The 15,061-nt window shown below is 67.3% G+C and carries 16 protein-coding genes; 11 read left to right on the top strand and 5 right to left on the bottom strand.

Annotation, left to right across the window (positions count from 1 at the left end; translation table 11 throughout):
• Positions 1-57 precede the first annotated feature (57 nt).
• Positions 58-1,380 (bottom strand): MFS transporter, encoded by a 1,323-nt coding sequence (locus tag BLV97_RS06885; RefSeq protein WP_035843915.1) that lies wholly within the window; start codon positions 1,378-1,380, stop codon positions 58-60.
• Between the two features lie 241 nt (positions 1,381-1,621).
• Here BLV97_RS06885 and BLV97_RS06880 point away from each other — a divergent pair, with 241 nt between their 5' ends.
• From BLV97_RS06880 to BLV97_RS06830, 11 genes are all read left to right on the top strand, one after another.
• The gene (locus BLV97_RS06880; RefSeq protein ID WP_244520979.1) at positions 1,622-2,332 is read left to right on the top strand and encodes a cyclic nucleotide-binding domain-containing protein; all 711 of its coding nucleotides are present in this window, start codon (positions 1,622-1,624) and stop codon (positions 2,330-2,332) included.
• Between the two features lie 221 nt (positions 2,333-2,553).
• Positions 2,554-3,435 (top strand): LysR family transcriptional regulator, encoded by an 882-nt coding sequence (locus BLV97_RS06875; protein WP_035843917.1) that lies wholly within the window; start codon positions 2,554-2,556, stop codon positions 3,433-3,435.
• Between the two features lie 88 nt (positions 3,436-3,523).
• Positions 3,524-4,366, top strand: a complete 843-nt coding sequence (locus BLV97_RS06870; protein ID WP_051646135.1) for a putative hydro-lyase — start codon at positions 3,524-3,526, stop codon at positions 4,364-4,366.
• Between the two features lie 55 nt (positions 4,367-4,421).
• On the top strand, positions 4,422-5,465 hold the full coding sequence (locus BLV97_RS06865) for a TRAP transporter substrate-binding protein (protein WP_035843919.1): 1,044 nt from the start codon (positions 4,422-4,424) through the stop codon (positions 5,463-5,465).
• A gap of 9 nt (positions 5,466-5,474) precedes the next feature.
• On the top strand, positions 5,475-6,026 hold the full coding sequence (locus BLV97_RS06860) for a TRAP transporter small permease subunit (RefSeq protein ID WP_035843921.1): 552 nt from the start codon (positions 5,475-5,477) through the stop codon (positions 6,024-6,026).
• Positions 6,023-7,306 carry a TRAP transporter large permease gene (locus BLV97_RS06855; RefSeq protein WP_035843923.1) on the top strand — a complete coding sequence of 428 codons (1,284 nt, stop codon included), beginning with the start codon at positions 6,023-6,025 and terminating at the stop codon, positions 7,304-7,306. Before BLV97_RS06860 ends, BLV97_RS06855 begins: the two co-directional genes overlap by 4 nt.
• Positions 7,307-7,316: 10 nt before the next feature.
• Positions 7,317-7,991 (top strand): DUF2848 domain-containing protein, encoded by a 675-nt coding sequence (locus BLV97_RS06850; protein WP_035843925.1) that lies wholly within the window; start codon positions 7,317-7,319, stop codon positions 7,989-7,991.
• Complete coding sequence (locus BLV97_RS06845; RefSeq protein ID WP_051646136.1) at positions 7,988-9,259, top strand: amidase; 1,272 nt, start codon at positions 7,988-7,990, stop codon at positions 9,257-9,259. The genes BLV97_RS06850 and BLV97_RS06845 overlap by 4 nt, the downstream gene beginning before the upstream one ends.
• Positions 9,256-10,014: a 5-oxoprolinase subunit B family protein gene (locus BLV97_RS06840; protein ID WP_035843929.1), complete on the top strand. Its 759-nt coding sequence runs from the start codon at positions 9,256-9,258 to the stop codon at positions 10,012-10,014. The genes BLV97_RS06845 and BLV97_RS06840 overlap by 4 nt, the downstream gene beginning before the upstream one ends.
• Complete coding sequence (locus tag BLV97_RS06835; protein WP_035843931.1) at positions 10,011-11,027, top strand: 5-oxoprolinase subunit C family protein; 1,017 nt, start codon at positions 10,011-10,013, stop codon at positions 11,025-11,027. The genes BLV97_RS06840 and BLV97_RS06835 overlap by 4 nt, the downstream gene beginning before the upstream one ends.
• 92 nt (positions 11,028-11,119) lie before the next feature.
• Complete coding sequence (locus tag BLV97_RS06830) at positions 11,120-11,329, top strand: hypothetical protein (RefSeq protein WP_035843932.1); 210 nt, start codon at positions 11,120-11,122, stop codon at positions 11,327-11,329.
• Positions 11,330-11,399: 70 nt separating this feature from the next.
• On the opposite strand, the gene BLV97_RS06825 is transcribed toward BLV97_RS06830, so the two are convergent.
• From BLV97_RS06825 to BLV97_RS06810, 4 genes are all read right to left on the bottom strand, one after another.
• A complete protein-coding gene (locus BLV97_RS06825) occupies positions 11,400-12,059 on the bottom strand; it encodes a nucleoside/nucleotide kinase family protein (protein ID WP_035843934.1) in 660 nt (219 codons plus the stop codon).
• Between the two features lie 2 nt (positions 12,060-12,061).
• Positions 12,062-12,829 (bottom strand): ATP-binding cassette domain-containing protein, encoded by a 768-nt coding sequence (locus BLV97_RS06820; protein ID WP_035843936.1) that lies wholly within the window; start codon positions 12,827-12,829, stop codon positions 12,062-12,064.
• Positions 12,829-13,920 (bottom strand): ABC transporter permease, encoded by a 1,092-nt coding sequence (locus BLV97_RS06815; RefSeq protein WP_051646137.1) that lies wholly within the window; start codon positions 13,918-13,920, stop codon positions 12,829-12,831. The genes BLV97_RS06820 and BLV97_RS06815 overlap by 1 nt, the downstream gene beginning before the upstream one ends.
• An 85-nt stretch (positions 13,921-14,005) precedes the next feature.
• Complete coding sequence (locus BLV97_RS06810) at positions 14,006-15,037, bottom strand: substrate-binding domain-containing protein (RefSeq protein ID WP_035843938.1); 1,032 nt, start codon at positions 15,035-15,037, stop codon at positions 14,006-14,008.
• Positions 15,038-15,061: the final 24 nt, after the last annotated feature.

Genomic DNA, 15,061 nt, shown 5'->3' with positions numbered 1-15,061 from the left:
TTGGTTCCTTAAGATATTTGTACGGGACCGCCGGTCGGGCGGCCCGGAGGTTCGGGTTCAGGGCCGCGATTCCCGCAGCGGCGCGTCGGGCACGTCGGAAAGGAATTTCTCCTCCGCGAGCGCCGGGTGGCGGGCCCGCTCCATCTTGCGGATGGCGACGTGCATCCAGATCGTCGAGACCAGCACCAGCACGAACAGCAGCATGAACGGCGCGGTCCACACTCCGGTGCGGTCCAGCAAGAGACCGAAGCCGATCGGCAGGAAGAAGCCGCCAAGGCCCCCGATCATCCCCACCAGCCCGCCGACGGCACCGACATGGTGGGGGTAGTAGACAGGGATGTGCTTGTAGACCGCCGCCTTGCCGAGGCTCATCGCGAAGCCCAGGATCACCGTCATCACCATGAACATCGTGGCATCCAGTCCGAAGCTGAACGTGATCGGGCCGTGGATGCCGGTGACGGTATAGCTGGTCTCGGGATAGCTCATGATGAACAGCAGCACGAGCGAGACCAGGAAGGTCAGATACATGATGGCGCGGGCGCCCCATTTGTCCGACATCCAGCCGCCGAGCGCGCGAAAGACCGAGGCCGGCAGCGAATAGAGGCCCGCAAAGACGCCCGCAGTGGTCAGTGGCAGGCCATAGGCGCCGACGTAGTAGCGCGGCAGGAAGCTGGCCAGCGCGACGAAGCCGCCGAAGACGAAGAAGTAGTAGATCGCGAAGCGCCAGACCTGCATCTTCTTCAGCGGCTCAAGCTGGTCGCCGGCCGAAACGGGCTTGGCGCCGGTCTTCTTGCGTTCCTGCTGCACCGGATCGGTTTTCGCGAGCACGAAGAACAGCACCGCGGTCACGGCCAGCACCACCGAATAGACCTGCGCCGTCTCTCGCCAGCCCAGGGCGACCACCAGGAACGGCGCGGCGAAGTTCGTCACCGCGGCGCCGACGTTACCGGCCCCGAAGATCCCCAGCGCCGTGCCCTGGCGCTCTTTCTCGAACCAGCGCGAGGTATAGGCGATGCCGACGATGAACGAGCCGCCCGCCAGCCCGAGGCCAAGCGCCGCGATCAGGTAGATCTCGTAGGTGTGGACCGTGGCCAGCAGCCACACCGCGACCGAGGTGATCAGCATCTGCAGCGGAAACATGATCCGGCCACCGAATTGTTCGGTCCAGACGCCAAGGAAGATCCGGCTGATCGAACCGGTCAGGACCGGCGTGGCGACCAGCAGGCCGAATTCGGTGTCGTTCAGGCCGAGTTCCTGCTTGATGCGGACGCCGATGATCGAAAAAATCGTCCAGACCGCGAAACAGACGGTGAAAGCGAATGTACTGAGCCCGAGCGCCCGGTATTGGTCGGGGCGGGTGATGCCATCGAGTGAATGCATGGTGTCCCTCCGAAATCAGATCCGGCCAGAGTCCGAACCGCCTGGACAGACAAGAACCGCGTCACGGGGTGGGAAGGGGTTGATCTGGGTCAACTGTCCGGGGCGCGGCATACGAAATAATTGGCCACTGCAGATCGGTCATGGCGACTCGTCGTCTGGATCAAACATCTGTCGCGCTGGAGTCAATTGACTGCTTGACATTTATCAATTATTGTAAGGTGGCGATCTTGGGGGGCGCTGCGTGACAATACGCCTGTCTGACGATGAATCGGCCGAAGTCCGTCATCTAGAGCTGTTTTCAGGCCTGGATGACGCGCATTTCGCCGAATTGATGCTTGGAGCCTACGTTCAGACCTTTCCGCCTCAGATCGAACTCATCCATGAGGGCGAGCCCGCTGATTTTCTGCATGTCGTGACCTCGGGTTCGGTGGAACTCTTTGCCTCGTGGAACGGACGAGAGACGACGATGGCGACGTTGGCGCCGGTTTCGACCTTCATTCTTGCGGCGACCATCCGGGATGCGCCCTACCTTATGTCGGCGCGCACGCTGGAGAAGTCGCGCATCGTGCTGGTGCCGTCGCGGGACATGCGCGCAATCTTCGATCTCGATCCGACATTCGCGGTGGCGGTAGTGTCCGAACTGGCGCGCGCCTATCGCCAGGTCGTCAAGAACACGAAGAACCTGAAGCTGCGCACCTCGCTTGAGCGGCTGGCCAATTATCTGGTGCACCGGCAGGAATGCGCCGGAGGCCGCAATGAATTCGGCCTCGACATCGAAAAGCGCAGGCTTGCCTCCTACCTTGGCATGACGCCTGAGAACCTGAGCCGGGCGATCCGCCAGTTGCGGCCCTATGGGGTACGCGTGAACGGCAACCATGTGACGATCACCGACAAGGCCGATCTGCTTGCCTTCGCAAAGCCCGAGTCGCTGATCGACGATCCCAACAGCTGAACCGCCGCGATCGGCCGGACGACCGGGCCAAAGCCGACCCGCCTGCGTTGGCGCGCGCATGGGGGCGGCGGCCATGTGCCGCCAAAGGGTCGGCGCCGTCTGTGTGCAGACATCCCGCCCAGGCCGATCGCGGCATCACCTTGGGGAAGGCGGGGGTGCCGCGCCGGTCTTGCCCGGCAATTTCTTGACAGAACGCATCCGTGGCCGTCTAGCATCGCGCAATGTTCGGTTTTCGCGATATTGAAATCATCCGGTCCGTGGTGCGCTACGGCGGCTTCCGCGCGGCTTCGGACGCGACGGGGCTGGCGCAATCGGCGATCTCGCGGCGCATCCGCCATCTCGAGGACCGGATGGGGATCACGATATTCGAACGCGACGGGCGCGGCGTGCGCCTGAGCGCGACCGGACGCAGGTTATGCGACGAGGCCGAGGTGCTGATCGCGCAGCGCGACCGGATCCTGGGCGAACTGACCCAGGGCGTGATGGCCGGCGTCGTGCGTCTGGGCGTGGCCGAGACCATGACCCACACGATCCTGCCGCGGCTGCTGACTGATCTGGGCCAGCGTCACCCGATGCTGCGTTTCGAGATCTCCGTCGACACCTCGGACCAGATGGGGCAGGCGCTGAAGGACGATACGCTGGACGTGGTGATCATGCTGCGCGATCAGGCGCCGCGCGGCATTGCGCTGACGCCGGTTCCGCCGGTGACGATGGGCTGGTTCGTGTCGCCGGCGCATTTCACGCTGCCCGACCCGGCCGATATCGACGACCTCGCGGCGCTGCCGATCGTCTCGTTTCCGAAAACCACCAGCCCGCATCGCCAGGTCCTGGAATTGCTCACGCCCGGGCGCCGTCAGCCGGCAACGGTGCACGGATCAGCCTCGATCGCCACCATGCTTCATCTCGTGCGGCAGGGGTTCGGAATCGGGACGATTCCGCATTCGATCGTCGAAGCCTGGCCGCATTCCATGCTGCACGAAATCAACGTGCGCCCCAAGGCCCGGCTTCCAGATCTGGAATTCGGGATCTGCTACGATCCTGAAAGGAACGAGGAAATCGGCAGAGAAATCTCTCGGGCGGCGCTAGAGATCAGTTCTGTATGATCTTCAATTGAGATCAGTATTGGGGGAAATTGAACTGTTGATCTAATCGGTCATTCCGCGAAATCATTTGATGAAGCGGAGGACTTTCATGAACGAACCAAGCAAGGTCATCACCTCCCCGGCCGCGTTGCGCGCGCGCATCCGGGCCGGGCAGTTCGAGAAGCCGACGGCCGGCTATGGCGGCGACGCGCTTCAGGCCAATCTCGTGATTCTCGGCCGCGCGGACGCGCAGGAATTTCTGCGCTTTTGCCAGGCCAACCCGCGTCCCTGTCCGCTTCTGGCGGTGGGCGAACCCGGCGATCCCGCCTTGCCGACGCTTGGCGATATCGACCTGCGTCACGACCTGCCGCGCTACCGGATCTGGCGCGATGGGAACCTGGTTGCGGAACCCACCGATATCGCGGATCTATGGCGCGACGATCTGGTGTCTTTCGCGCTGGGATGCTCCTTCAGCTTCGAGGACGCTTTGACGCGCGCGGGCATTCCCGTTCGCCATCAATCGGCTGGACGCAACGCGCCGATGTATCGCACGAACCTTGCGACCCGTCCGGCGGGCAGGTTCTCGGGGCCGCTGGTGGTCAGCATGCGCCCGATGCCGGCGGCCGACGCGATCGAGGCGGTGACGATCTGCCATCGCTTTCCGCTGGCACATGGCGCGCCGGTGCATCTGGGCGACCCCGCCGAGATCGGCATCACCGATCTCGGCGCGCCCGATTTCGGCGATCCGCCCGATATGCGCCCGGGCGACATCTCGGTGTTCTGGGCCTGCGGCGTGACCCCGCAGGCCGCGATCATGGCAGCGAAGCCCGCCTTCGCGATCACCCATGCCCCGGGCTACATGCTGGTGACCGATATCCCCGCCCCTCATGCGGAACGGCGGCTGACGGGGGTAGGGGGGGCTGATCAAGCCCCGAGACCAACGAACGGATAGGACCCGCGAACGGCCAAGACCCGCGAAATCACAAGACCCAACAGGAGAAGAACCAATGAAGAAACTGATGATGACCGCAGTCGTTGCCGCGCTGGTTGCCGCGCCGGCGCTGGCGGGCGAAAAGCTGTCGGTGGTCGGCAGCTGGAGCAGCCTGCCGCTGTACAAGCAATTCACCACGCCCTTCTGGACGAAGGAGCTGCCGAAGATGACCAATGGCGATTTCACCGCCCAGCTGACCAGCTTTGACCAGATGGGCATCAAGGGCGGCGACGTGCTGCGCTTGCTGGGGCAGGGCGTGTTCGATGTCGGCCAGACGGTTTCGGATTATGTGGTGGGCGACGCGCCGGCGCTGGAAGGGCTGGACGTGCCGCTGGTGGCGACCACGGTGCCCGAGGCCCGGGCGATGGTCAACGCGGCGCGCCCGATGGTGGCGGACATCATGAACAAAAGCTTCAACGCAGAGCTTCTGGGCATCGCGCCCTATCCGCCGCAGGTCGTGTTTTGCAAGGGCGATGTCAATTCGCTGGCCGATCTGAAGGGCAAGAAGGTGCGCGGCTCGGGCCGGATGACGACCAAGCTGCTTGATGCGCTGGGCGCGGATGCGGTGAACATCTCGTTCTCGGAGGTGCCGGGCGCGTTGCAGCGCGGCGTGATCGACTGCGCCGTGACGGGGGCCGGGTCGGGCTATTCGGCGGGCTGGTACGAGGTCACCGACCATCTGCTGACCCTGCCGCTGGGCGGCTGGGATCCGGTGGTGATCGCGATGAACAAGACCAAGTTCGATGCCTTGTCGCCGGCCAAGCAGAAAGAGCTGAAGCACGCGGTCCGCACAGGGCTGGAAGACAAGGCCTGGGACGCGGCCAAGGGCGGCATGACCAATGACGTGGCCTGCCTGACGGGCAATGGCGCCTGCACCACGGGCAAGCCCGCGCATATGGTGCTGGTCAAGGCCTCCGCGCAGGACATGGCCACCGCGCGCGAGGTGCTGGAAACCAAGGTGCTGCCCGAATGGGCCAAGCGCGCCGGCCCCGAATGGGTGAAGCGCTGGAACGACAGCGTCGGCAAGGCGGTGGGCGTGACCGTCCGCTCTGCCGGTTGAGGGGGCGCGATGCGCGCGATCGAAAGACTGGATGGCGCGCTGAGGCGCGCCAACCGGGCCGTCGGCCTGATCCTTGGCGCCGTGCTGGTGGTGATGGTGATCTACATCCTGATCGACGTCGTCGGGCGCAAGATCGGGTGGGGATCCGTCGGCGGCACGGACGAGATTTCGGGCTATGTCATGGCGGCGCTGGCCAGTTGGGGGCTGGCCTGCACCTTGCTGGAGCGCGCGCATGTGCGCATTGACCTGATCCGCCAGAAATGCACCGAGGCGGGCCAGGCGGCGATGGATCTGTTCGCGATGATCGTGACCAACGCGGTGATCCTGGTGATCGCCGTCAACTGTTGGCCCGTTCTGCGCGCGACCATCACCCATGATTCCCAGGCCAATACCGCGCTTTCCACCCCGCTGTGGATCCCGCAGAGCATCTGGTTCGCGGGCTGGGTCTGGTTCGCCTTCAGCGCCACGGCGCTGAGCCTTCTGGGAATCGCCTATCTGGCCACGGGGCGCCGCGCGGCGCTGGCCCGCGCGATCGGCATCGGATCGGAGCTGGAACAATGATCTGGACTGTCGCGGTATCGCTTCTTGCGCTGATGGCCTTGTCGATCCCGGTGGGGATCGTGCTGTTCATCCTCGGGATCGGGGTCAGCGAATTCTATTCCGCCTTCCCGCTTTTGCGCGCGCTGGGGCAGGTGGTCTGGTCGTCGTCGTCTTCGGCCACGCTGATCGCCATTCCGTTCTTCGTGCTGCTGGGAGAGATCCTGGTGCGCGGCGGCGTGGCCGAGCGTACCTATTCGGCGCTCGACAAGTGGCTCAGCTGGCTGCCGGGCGGGCTGATCCATGCCAATATCGCCACCGCCACGATGTTTTCCGCCACTTCGGGGTCGTCGGTCGCGACCGCCGCCACCGTGGCCACCGTCGCCATGCCTCAGGCCGACCGGCTGGGGTACGATCCGCGCCTGTTCGCCGGCGCCATCGCCGCGGGCGGCACGCTGGGCATCCTGATCCCGCCGTCGATCAACCTGATCGTCTACGGCTTCCTGACCGAAACCTCGATCCCGCAGCTGTTTTCCGCCGGCCTGATCCCCGGCCTGCTGATGGCGCTGGCCTTCGTCGTGGTCACCGCGTTGATCTGCCGGGCGCGGCCGGCGCTGGGCGGCCCGTCGCGCAGCTTCGGCTGGGGCGAAAGGCTGCGCGGCCTGATCCAGCTGGTGCCGATCGTGATCCTGTTCACCGTGGTGATCGGCTCGATCTATGCCGGATGGGCCACGCCGACCGAATCCGCCGCCGTGGGCGTGGTGATCGCGGCGCTGATCGCCGCGACGTTGGGCCACGGCCTGGGCCTGCGCACCATCGCCGAGGCCCTGCACGGCACGGTCCGGATCTCGGCGATGATCATGCTGGTGATCACCGGCGCCTATTTCCTGAACTTCGCCATGACCTCGGCGGGGCTGGGCCAGCAATTGACCGACCTGCTGGAAAACACCGGGCTGCCACCCCTGGGGACGCTGCTGCTGATCGTGCTGCTTTATCTGGTGCTGGGCTTCTTCATCGAGACGCTGTCGCTGATGGTGGCGACCATTCCGATCATCGTGCCGATCGTCTCGAACCTGGGCTATGACAAGGTCTGGTTCGGGGTGCTGCTGATCGTGCTGATCGAGATGGCGCTGATCACGCCGCCGGTGGGGTTGAACCTTTTCGTCGTGCAAAGCACCCGCGCCAAGGGGTCGATGTCGGACGTGATCCTGGGCGTGATCCCCTATGTCTTCGTCATGCTGGGCATGATCGGGTTGCTGATCGCGCTGCCCGGGCTGGCGCTGTGGCTGCCCTCGAAACTCTGAAAGGAAATCCATGCCTATCGAATTTCAAGCCGGCGGCCTGCCGCTGGCGCTGGAGGTGAACCACCTCATCGTCGCCGGCTGGACCGGGCGCGACGCTGGCGCGATCGCCCATCACATCCGGGAACTGGCCGCGATCGGCGTGCCCGCGCCCTCGGCCACGCCGCTGTATTACCGGGTCTCGGCGCCGCTCTTGACCACCGCGCCACGGATCCAGACGGTCGGCGGCGCGTCCTCGGGAGAGGTCGAGCCACTGCTGATCCAGGCGGGTCGGGCGCGCTATCTGGGGCTGGCTTCGGACCACACCGATCGCGCGCTGGAAACCCATTCCGTGGCGCTGTCGAAACAGGTCTGCGCCAAGCCCTGCGCGCCCGAGCTGTGGCCGTGGGAGGAGGTCGCCGACCATCTGGACGCGATCGTGCTGCGCAGCTGGGTCGAGGACGCGGGCGCCTGGGTGCCCTACCAGTCGGGCTCGATCGCCGAGATCCGGCCGCTGGAGGAATTGATCGCGGGCAGCGAAATCGGTGCTCTGGCGCGCGACGGGGCGGCGGCGATGCTGTGTGGCACTTTCGCGGCACAGGGTGGGGTGCGTCCGGCGGCAAAGTTCCGTATGGAGATGCATGACCCGATAACGGATCGTAGGATCCGCCATGAATACCAATGTCTCACCCTGCCGGAGGTCGCATGAGCGCCGATCTGCAAACCAAGCTGGACACGGCGCTTGCGCGTGTCGCGTCCCTGTCCGAGGCCGAGCGCCGCGCGATCTTCACCGAATTCTCGCCCGAGCGAATCCGCGCCGAGGCCGAGGCGCTGCAGGCGCGCCATGCGGACGGAGAGGATCTGCCGCTGCTTGGCACGCTGGTCTCGGTCAAGGATCTTTATGACGAGTCCGGGCAGGTGACGGGCGCGGGATCGCGGCTGCTGGCGGAACGGGCGCCGGCGGGGCGCGACAGCACGGCCGTCGCGCGGCTGAAGGCGGCGGGGGCGCTGATGTTCGGGCGCAGCTCGATGTCGGAATTCGCCTATTCGGGCGTCGGGCTGAACCCGCATCACGGCACGCCCTCGGGCGCCTTGGTGGCCGGCGGGATCCCCGGCGGGTCCAGTTCGGGCGCGGCGGTCTGCGTGGGGCGCGGGCTGACCGATGCGGGGATCGGGTCCGACACCGGGGGGTCGCTGCGCATCCCGGCCGCGGCGAACGGGATCTGGGGCTTCAAGCCCAGCCAGGGGCTGATCGACGACAGCGGCGTGCATCCGCTGGCCCCCAGCTTCGACGTGGCCGGCCCGATGGCGCGCGATCTGGCGCTGCTGAAGGCGCTGGTCGAGGCGATGGCGGGGCAGTCGCTGGATGCCGAGGTGCCGCAAAAGCTGCGCCTCGCGATCCCCCAGGGCGCCTTCACCGACGCGCTGTCCGACGCGGTGGCCGCGCTGTTCGAGGCCGAAAAGGCCCGGATCGCGGCGCTGGGGCATGAACTGGTCGCCGTCGACATGTCCGAGATCGGCGCGGCGATCGGCCTCAACCGCATCATCGTCTCGGTCGAGGCGCACAAGATCTATGCCGACGATCTGGAGCGTCTGGCCCAGGTCGGCGATCCGCGCGTGCTGTCGCGCATCCGCTTCGCCGAGACGCTGTCGCGCGACGAGATCGCCCAGGCCTATGCGCGGCGCGCCGAGATCATCGCGCGCTTTGACGCGGCGATGGCGGGGATGGATGCGCTGCTGGCGCCGACGCTGATGCGCCTGCCGCCCAGCATCGCCGAGGTCGAGGCCGATTTCGACCGCATGAACATGCAGATGCTGCGCAACACCTCGCTGGTGAACCTGGTCGACGGCTGTGCGCTGGCGATGCCCACGCCGGGGCTGGAGCCGGGCTATGCGATGACCATGCTGGCCGGGGTAAAGGGCGCCGATGCGGCGCTTCTGGCGATCGCCGCCGCGCTGGAGGCGCGGCCCGGATGACCACCGCGCCGCCTATTGAGGCCGAGGTTCTGCCCAGCGGTCTGGACGGGCTGCTGGTGCGGTTTTCGCGTACCCCCGATCCGGCGGCGATGGCGGCGGCGCGGCGCTTTGCGGCCGCGTTGGAGGCCGCGCCGCCCAAGGAACTGGCCGGCGGGCAGGCCGAGATCGCCCCGGCGCTGGTCTCGGTGCTGGTGCGCTTCGACCTCGAGCGCACCGACCGCGCCGCGCTGCGATCGACGCTGGAACGGATCGCGGGCGCGACCGTGCAAGGCCCGCTTGACATGCCCGATCCGGCGCGGCGCTGGACCGTCCCGGTGGCCTTCGGCGGCGATCAGGGCCCGCAGTTGGGCCAGGTCGCGCGGGCGCTGGGGATCGGCGAAGACGCGGCGGTGGCCGAGATCTGCGCCAGCGACCTGCGTGTCCTGACCATCGGCTTCGCGCCGGGACAGCCCTATATCGGCCTTCTTCCGCCGCGCTGGGATCTGCCGCGCCTGCCCGAGATCACGCCCTCGGTGCCCGCCGGATCGGTGGTGGTGGCGGTGCGCCAGATCGTGCTGTTCGGGGCGGATTCGGCCACCGGCTGGCAGCTGGTCGGGCGCGCCGCCCTGCGCACCTTCGTCCCCGACCGGGCCGATCCGATGCCGCTGCAGGGCGGCGACGCGATCCGTTTCGCCCGCGCCACGGCGGACGAGATCGCGCGCCTGTCGGACGCGGGCGACCGCATGGGCGGCGCACGGCTTGAGGTCTTGCGATGAGCGCGCTGCAGATCAAGCGCGCCGACGGCATCCTGACGGTGCAGGACATGGGCCGCCCGGGGCATCTGGCGCAGGGCCTGTCGCGCGGCGGCGCGATGGACCGGCTGGCGCTGCTGGAGGCCGCGGCCCTGCTGGGCGCCCGCGCGCCCCTGGCCGCGATCGAGATGGCGGGCGCGGGCGGCACCTTTGCCGTCACCGGACCCCTGCGCATCGCCCTGACCGGGGCGCCGATGGCGGCCAGCCTGGACGGGGCGCCGCTGCGCTGGAATGCCAGCCATGCGCTGTTGCCCGGGCAGATCCTGCGCATCGGCGGCGCGCAGCAAGGGGTCTATGGCTATCTCACGCCCGCCGGCGGCATCGCCACCGAACCCTGGCTGGGCAGCCGCGCCGCGCATCTGACCATCGGCATCGGCGTGGTGCTTGCCGCCGGGGCCGAGCTGCCCCTGGGCCCGGATCCCGATCCCGGGCGCCCGGCGCGTGCCCTGACCGCCGCGGCGCGCTTCGGCGGCGGCACGCTGCGCCTGTTCGACGGGCCGCAGACCGCCCTGTTCGATCGGCGGGTGATCGAGGCCTTCTACGCCACCGCCTTCCGCCGCGGCCCGCGCGGCAACCGCCAGGGCGTGCAATTGGAGGCCGGCGAACGCTTCACCACCGTTCAGGCGAAGGGGCTGGCATCCGATCTGATCGCGCCCGGCGAGGTGCAGCTGACGGGCGACGGCGTGCCCTATGTGCTGATGTCCGAATGCCAGACCATGGGCGGCTATCCCCGGATCGGCACGGTCCTGCCCGACGATCTGCCGATCGTGGCCCAGGCCCCGCCCGGGGCCGTGCTGCACCTGCGGCGGCTGACGCTGACGCAGGCGCTGGCCGCCCACCGCCCAGAGGCCGATGTCCTGCGCGATCTGGCAGGGCGCTGCCAGCCGTTGCTGCGCGATCCGGCCACGATCCCCGATCTGCTATCCTACCAGTTGATCGGCGGCGTGACCCGCGGCGACGATCTGGACCGGGCCTGAAGGCCCGCGGGTTTGCCGCCCGGGCGCGGATCTTCCTGGCCGATACCGAGCCCGAGGCCTTCACCGCGCGGCCGCGCGCCGAGGCCGCCGAGGTGGTGCGCGCCGGCGCCATCCACGAAGCCAGCATTGAAGCCGCCGGACGAGCGGCGCGGCGCGAGGAGCCGGAGCTGCCTTTCCGACGGTTCCTGGCCGGGCAACACGCCCCGCGCCCGCTGGCGCATGAAGGCGATAACGTGATCGGCGAAGGCGGGGCGGAATGGCTGTCGGATCTAGCGCGGCACCTGGCGGAATTGCCGCTGTAGCGGGGGCCTCGACCGGCCGGCCCGGACCAGGAAGTTCTGCCCCAGCCCCGCCCGAAGCGGCGGGCGGGGGTCAAACGGCGGGGGCCTCGGCCGCGCCCAGCAGCAGGTCGGCCGGGGCGCTTTGCGCGATCACGCGGCGCGCATTCGCCAGATCGTTGCCGCGCGCCCGCGCGACGGCCTGATCGTGCGGCAACCCGTGATCCAGCCAACGCCTTGTCAGCCGACGCTCCAGCGTCGGGATCGGCGGGGCGAGCATTACCGTCGCATCGAACAGATCCTTCAGCGTCGCCCAGCCCCCGGACCGCAGCAGCAGGTAATTGCCTTCCACCACCACGACCGGGGTCGCGGCGGGCACCAGCCCGGCGGCCGGGACGGCGCAATCGCGCGCGCGGTCGAAATGCGGATAGCGGATGTCTGCCCCGCCGCGCCGCAGATCGTGCAGCAACGCCGCGAAGCCGTCGACGTCGAAAGTCTCGGGCGCGCCCTTCACCGCGCGCAGGCCGCGCGCGTCGAGTGCGCCGTTGTCCAGGTGAAACCCGTCCATCGGCACCAGGCGCGCCCGGTCGGGCCGGCCGGCCCGGCGGTTCAGTTCCGCCACGACGTCCTCGCCCAGCGTGGACTTGCCCGATCCGGGCGGCCCGGCGATGCCGATCATGATGCGCCGCGCGGCGCAGGGGAGGCGGTCGATCAGCGACAGCACGGCGGCCGCATGGCTGCGCGTCTCCTTCATGGTCAGGCGGCCTTGTCGGGTTGCCTGGCCCCGGTCATCAAGGCGACCGCATCGGACATGTCGTAATCCTTCGGGTCGATCACGCACAACCGCCGCCCCAGCCGGTGCACATGGATGCGGTCGGCCACCTCGAACACATGCGGCATGTTGTGGGAAATCAGGATGATCGGCAGGCCACGCGCCTTTACGTCAAGGATCAGCTCCAGCACCTTGCGGCTTTCCTTGACCCCCAGCGCGGCGGTGGGTTCATCCATGATCACCACTTTCGAGCCGAAGGCCGCCGCGCGCGCAACCGCGACGCCCTGGCGCTGGCCGCCCGACAGGGTTTCGACCGGCTGGTTGATGTTCTGGATCGTCATCAGGCCCAGTTCGGTCAGCTTTTCGCGCGCGATCCTGGCCATGCGGTCATGATCAAGCTGGCGCAGCCATTTGCCGGCGAAGCCCGGCTTGCGCAGTTCGCGCCCCATGAACATGTTGTCGGCGATCGACAGCGCCGGCGACATCGCCAAGGTCTGATAGACCGTCTCGATCCCGTGCCTGCGGGCGTCGATGGGCGAGGCGAAGCTGACCCTCTGTCCGTTCAGGTAAAGCTCGCCCTCGTCCGGCGTGACCGCGCCCGACAGCGCCTTGATCAGGGTCGATTTGCCCGCCCCGTTGTCGCCGATCACGGCCAGGATCTCTCCGGGGTAGAGGTCGAAATCGCATTGGTCCAGCGCGGTCACGCGGCCATAGCGTTTCACCAGATTGCGGCCCTTGAGAATGGGTTCCATCACGCAGATACCTTCCTGATCCACTGGTCCACCGCGACGGCCAGGATGATGAGCAGCCCGATCAGCAGATAGGTCCATTGCGGATCGGTCCCGTACATGTTGAGACCCAGGGTAAAGACCCCCACGATCAGCGCGCCGAACATCATGCCCAGGATCGAGCCTCGCCCGCCGAACAGCGAGATCCCCCCGATCACCGTCGCGGTGATGGCGTTGATGTTCTCGAACTGGCCCGAATTGGGGGAAATCGCGCCGACCCGCCCGATCAGCACCCAGCCGGCCAGCGCGCAGATCAGCCCCGCCAGCGTATAGACCGACACCAGCACCCGCCCGACCTTGACCCCCGCCAGTTCGGCCGCGTCCGGATCGTCGCCCACGGCATAGACATGGCGGCCCCAGGCCGTGTGGCGCAGCACATAGGCCAGCAGCAGCACCAGCGCGATCATGGTCAGCGCGCCATAGGTCAGGATCGCCCCGCCAATCTGGATCTGGCCGCCGAAGAAGTTCAGCAATGGCGCGCGGGCGTCGATCTGGTCCGACCCGATGGTCTGGTTGCCGGAATAGAGGTAATTCGCCGCCAGCACGATCTGCCACATCCCCAGTGTCACGATGAAGGGCGGCAGCTTGGCGCGCGCGACCAGCGTGCCGTTGATGAAGCCGATCAGCGCCCCGATGCCCAGCCCCCCCAGCACCGCGACCGGGGCGGGCAGCCCATAGGCGAAGACGAACTGCCCCATGATCACCGAGCAGATCACCATGATCGCGCCGACCGACAGTTCGATCCCCGCGGTTAGGATCACCAGCGCCTCGGCCGCCCCGACGATCCCGGTCACCGCCACCTGCTTGAGGATCAGCGTCAGCGCGAAGGCGGAAAAGAACCCCGGCCCCACAAGCAGCCCGAACCCCGCGATCGAGGCGACGACCACGAAAAGCGGCACCAGCGAGGGCGTCATGTGCAGCCGGTGTTGGACGCGATGCCGCAGCGACCGGTCCTGATCGAATTCGGCGACCTGGGCCGCGGACGCCGCAACCGGTTGTTCAAGGCGCTGCGCGTCGCGCTCAAGCCGCTGCGCTTCATGGGGCGATTGCACCATGTTCCCTCCCATGGCCTCCCTCGGGCCGGTCCAGGACGGGGCGGCAGCCGGGCCGCCCCGCCGTTGCGTCGTCAGGCCGTGGCGGTCAGCCCCAGCAAAGCTCGAGCCCCTTCTTGACCGGGATAGAGGGCACGCCCTTCTGCGGATCCTTGGTGATCAGGTTGGTGCCGGTGTTGAAGAAATCGAGACCCGGCGTGGCCTTGGGCTTCGCTCCGGTCTTGGCATATTTATAGACCGCCTCGACCCCAAGCTTGGCCATCATCAGCGGATATTGCTGGGCGGTCGCGCCGATGATGCCTTTCTGGACATCGCGCACCCCGCGGCAAGAGCCGTCGATCGCGACGATCGTCACCCCCTTCGCCTTGCCGACCGATTTCAGCGCCTGATAGGCGCCTTCCGCGGCGGGTTCGTTGATCGCATAGACCAGGTTGATGTTCGGGTTCTTCGCCAGCAGCGTCTCCATCGCCTTCTGGCCGCCCTCGATCGCGCCGCCGGTCACCGCATGTCCAACGATGCGCGGGTCGGTCTCGTCGCCCCATTTGTTGGGGTTCTTGATGTCGATGCCGAAGCCTTTCATGAAGCCCTGATCGCGTTCCACGCCGACCGTCGGTTGCGACACCGCAAGATCGAGGAAGGCGATCTTGGCATCCTTGGCCTTGGCGCCCAGCTTGGCCTTGGCCCATTCGCCATCCAGCACCCCGGCATGGAAATTGTCGGTCGCGAAGGTCATGTCGGCGGCATTCGCGGGGTCAAGCTCGGTGTCGAGCGCGATCACCAGAAGCCCGGCCTTGCGCGCCTTCTCGATCGTCGGAACGATCGCCTTGGTCGAGGAGGGGGTGATCAGAATGCCCTTGGCGCCGCTGGCCATGCAGGCCTCGATCGCGTTCACCTGGCTCTGGTTGTCGCCGTCATATTTGCCGGCGTAGCTTTTCAGTTGCACGCCAAGCTTCTTGGCCTCGGCCTGGGCGCCCTGCTTCATCTTGACGAAATAGGGGTTCGAGTCGGTCTTGGTGATCAGGCAGGCCGTCACCCCCGCCGCCATGGCGGGCGACGCCAGGCCCAGGGCGATCACGGCCGAGGCGATCGCCCCCGCCGCGCCGGTTCTTGCGATGTTCATGTTCCTCTCCCTTGCGATGGTTCT

The organism is Allgaiera indica, assembly GCF_900106675.1.
Taxonomy (GTDB): Bacteria; Pseudomonadota; Alphaproteobacteria; order Rhodobacterales; family Rhodobacteraceae; genus Acidimangrovimonas; species Acidimangrovimonas indica.
Note: the sequence above shows the minus strand (reverse complement) of the source record. Positions and strands in the feature narration are given on the sequence as shown.

Excerpts from the sequence above, each read along its gene's own strand:
- BLV97_RS06810 (WP_035843938.1), bottom strand. The coding sequence starts at position 15,037 with ATGAACATCGCAAGAACCGGCGCGGCGGGGGCGATCGCCTCGGCCGTG.
- BLV97_RS06820 (WP_035843936.1), bottom strand. The coding sequence starts at position 12,829 with ATGGAACCCATTCTCAAGGGCCGCAATCTGGTGAAACGCTATGGCCGC.
- BLV97_RS06855 (WP_035843923.1), top strand. The coding sequence starts at position 6,023 with ATGATCTGGACTGTCGCGGTATCGCTTCTTGCGCTGATGGCCTTGTCG.
- BLV97_RS06865 (WP_035843919.1), top strand. The coding sequence starts at position 4,422 with ATGAAGAAACTGATGATGACCGCAGTCGTTGCCGCGCTGGTTGCCGCG.
- BLV97_RS06870 (WP_051646135.1), top strand. The coding sequence starts at position 3,524 with ATGAACGAACCAAGCAAGGTCATCACCTCCCCGGCCGCGTTGCGCGCG.
- BLV97_RS06835 (WP_035843931.1), top strand. The coding sequence starts at position 10,011 with ATGAGCGCGCTGCAGATCAAGCGCGCCGACGGCATCCTGACGGTGCAG.
- BLV97_RS06815 (WP_051646137.1), bottom strand. The coding sequence starts at position 13,920 with ATGGTGCAATCGCCCCATGAAGCGCAGCGGCTTGAGCGCGACGCGCAG.
- BLV97_RS06850 (WP_035843925.1), top strand. The coding sequence starts at position 7,317 with ATGCCTATCGAATTTCAAGCCGGCGGCCTGCCGCTGGCGCTGGAGGTG.
- BLV97_RS06885 (WP_035843915.1), bottom strand. The coding sequence starts at position 1,380 with ATGCATTCACTCGATGGCATCACCCGCCCCGACCAATACCGGGCGCTC.
- BLV97_RS06875 (WP_035843917.1), top strand. The coding sequence starts at position 2,554 with ATGTTCGGTTTTCGCGATATTGAAATCATCCGGTCCGTGGTGCGCTAC.
- BLV97_RS06860 (WP_035843921.1), top strand. The coding sequence starts at position 5,475 with ATGCGCGCGATCGAAAGACTGGATGGCGCGCTGAGGCGCGCCAACCGG.
- BLV97_RS06825 (WP_035843934.1), bottom strand. The coding sequence starts at position 12,059 with ATGAAGGAGACGCGCAGCCATGCGGCCGCCGTGCTGTCGCTGATCGAC.
- BLV97_RS06840 (WP_035843929.1), top strand. The coding sequence starts at position 9,256 with ATGACCACCGCGCCGCCTATTGAGGCCGAGGTTCTGCCCAGCGGTCTG.
- BLV97_RS06845 (WP_051646136.1), top strand. The coding sequence starts at position 7,988 with ATGAGCGCCGATCTGCAAACCAAGCTGGACACGGCGCTTGCGCGTGTC.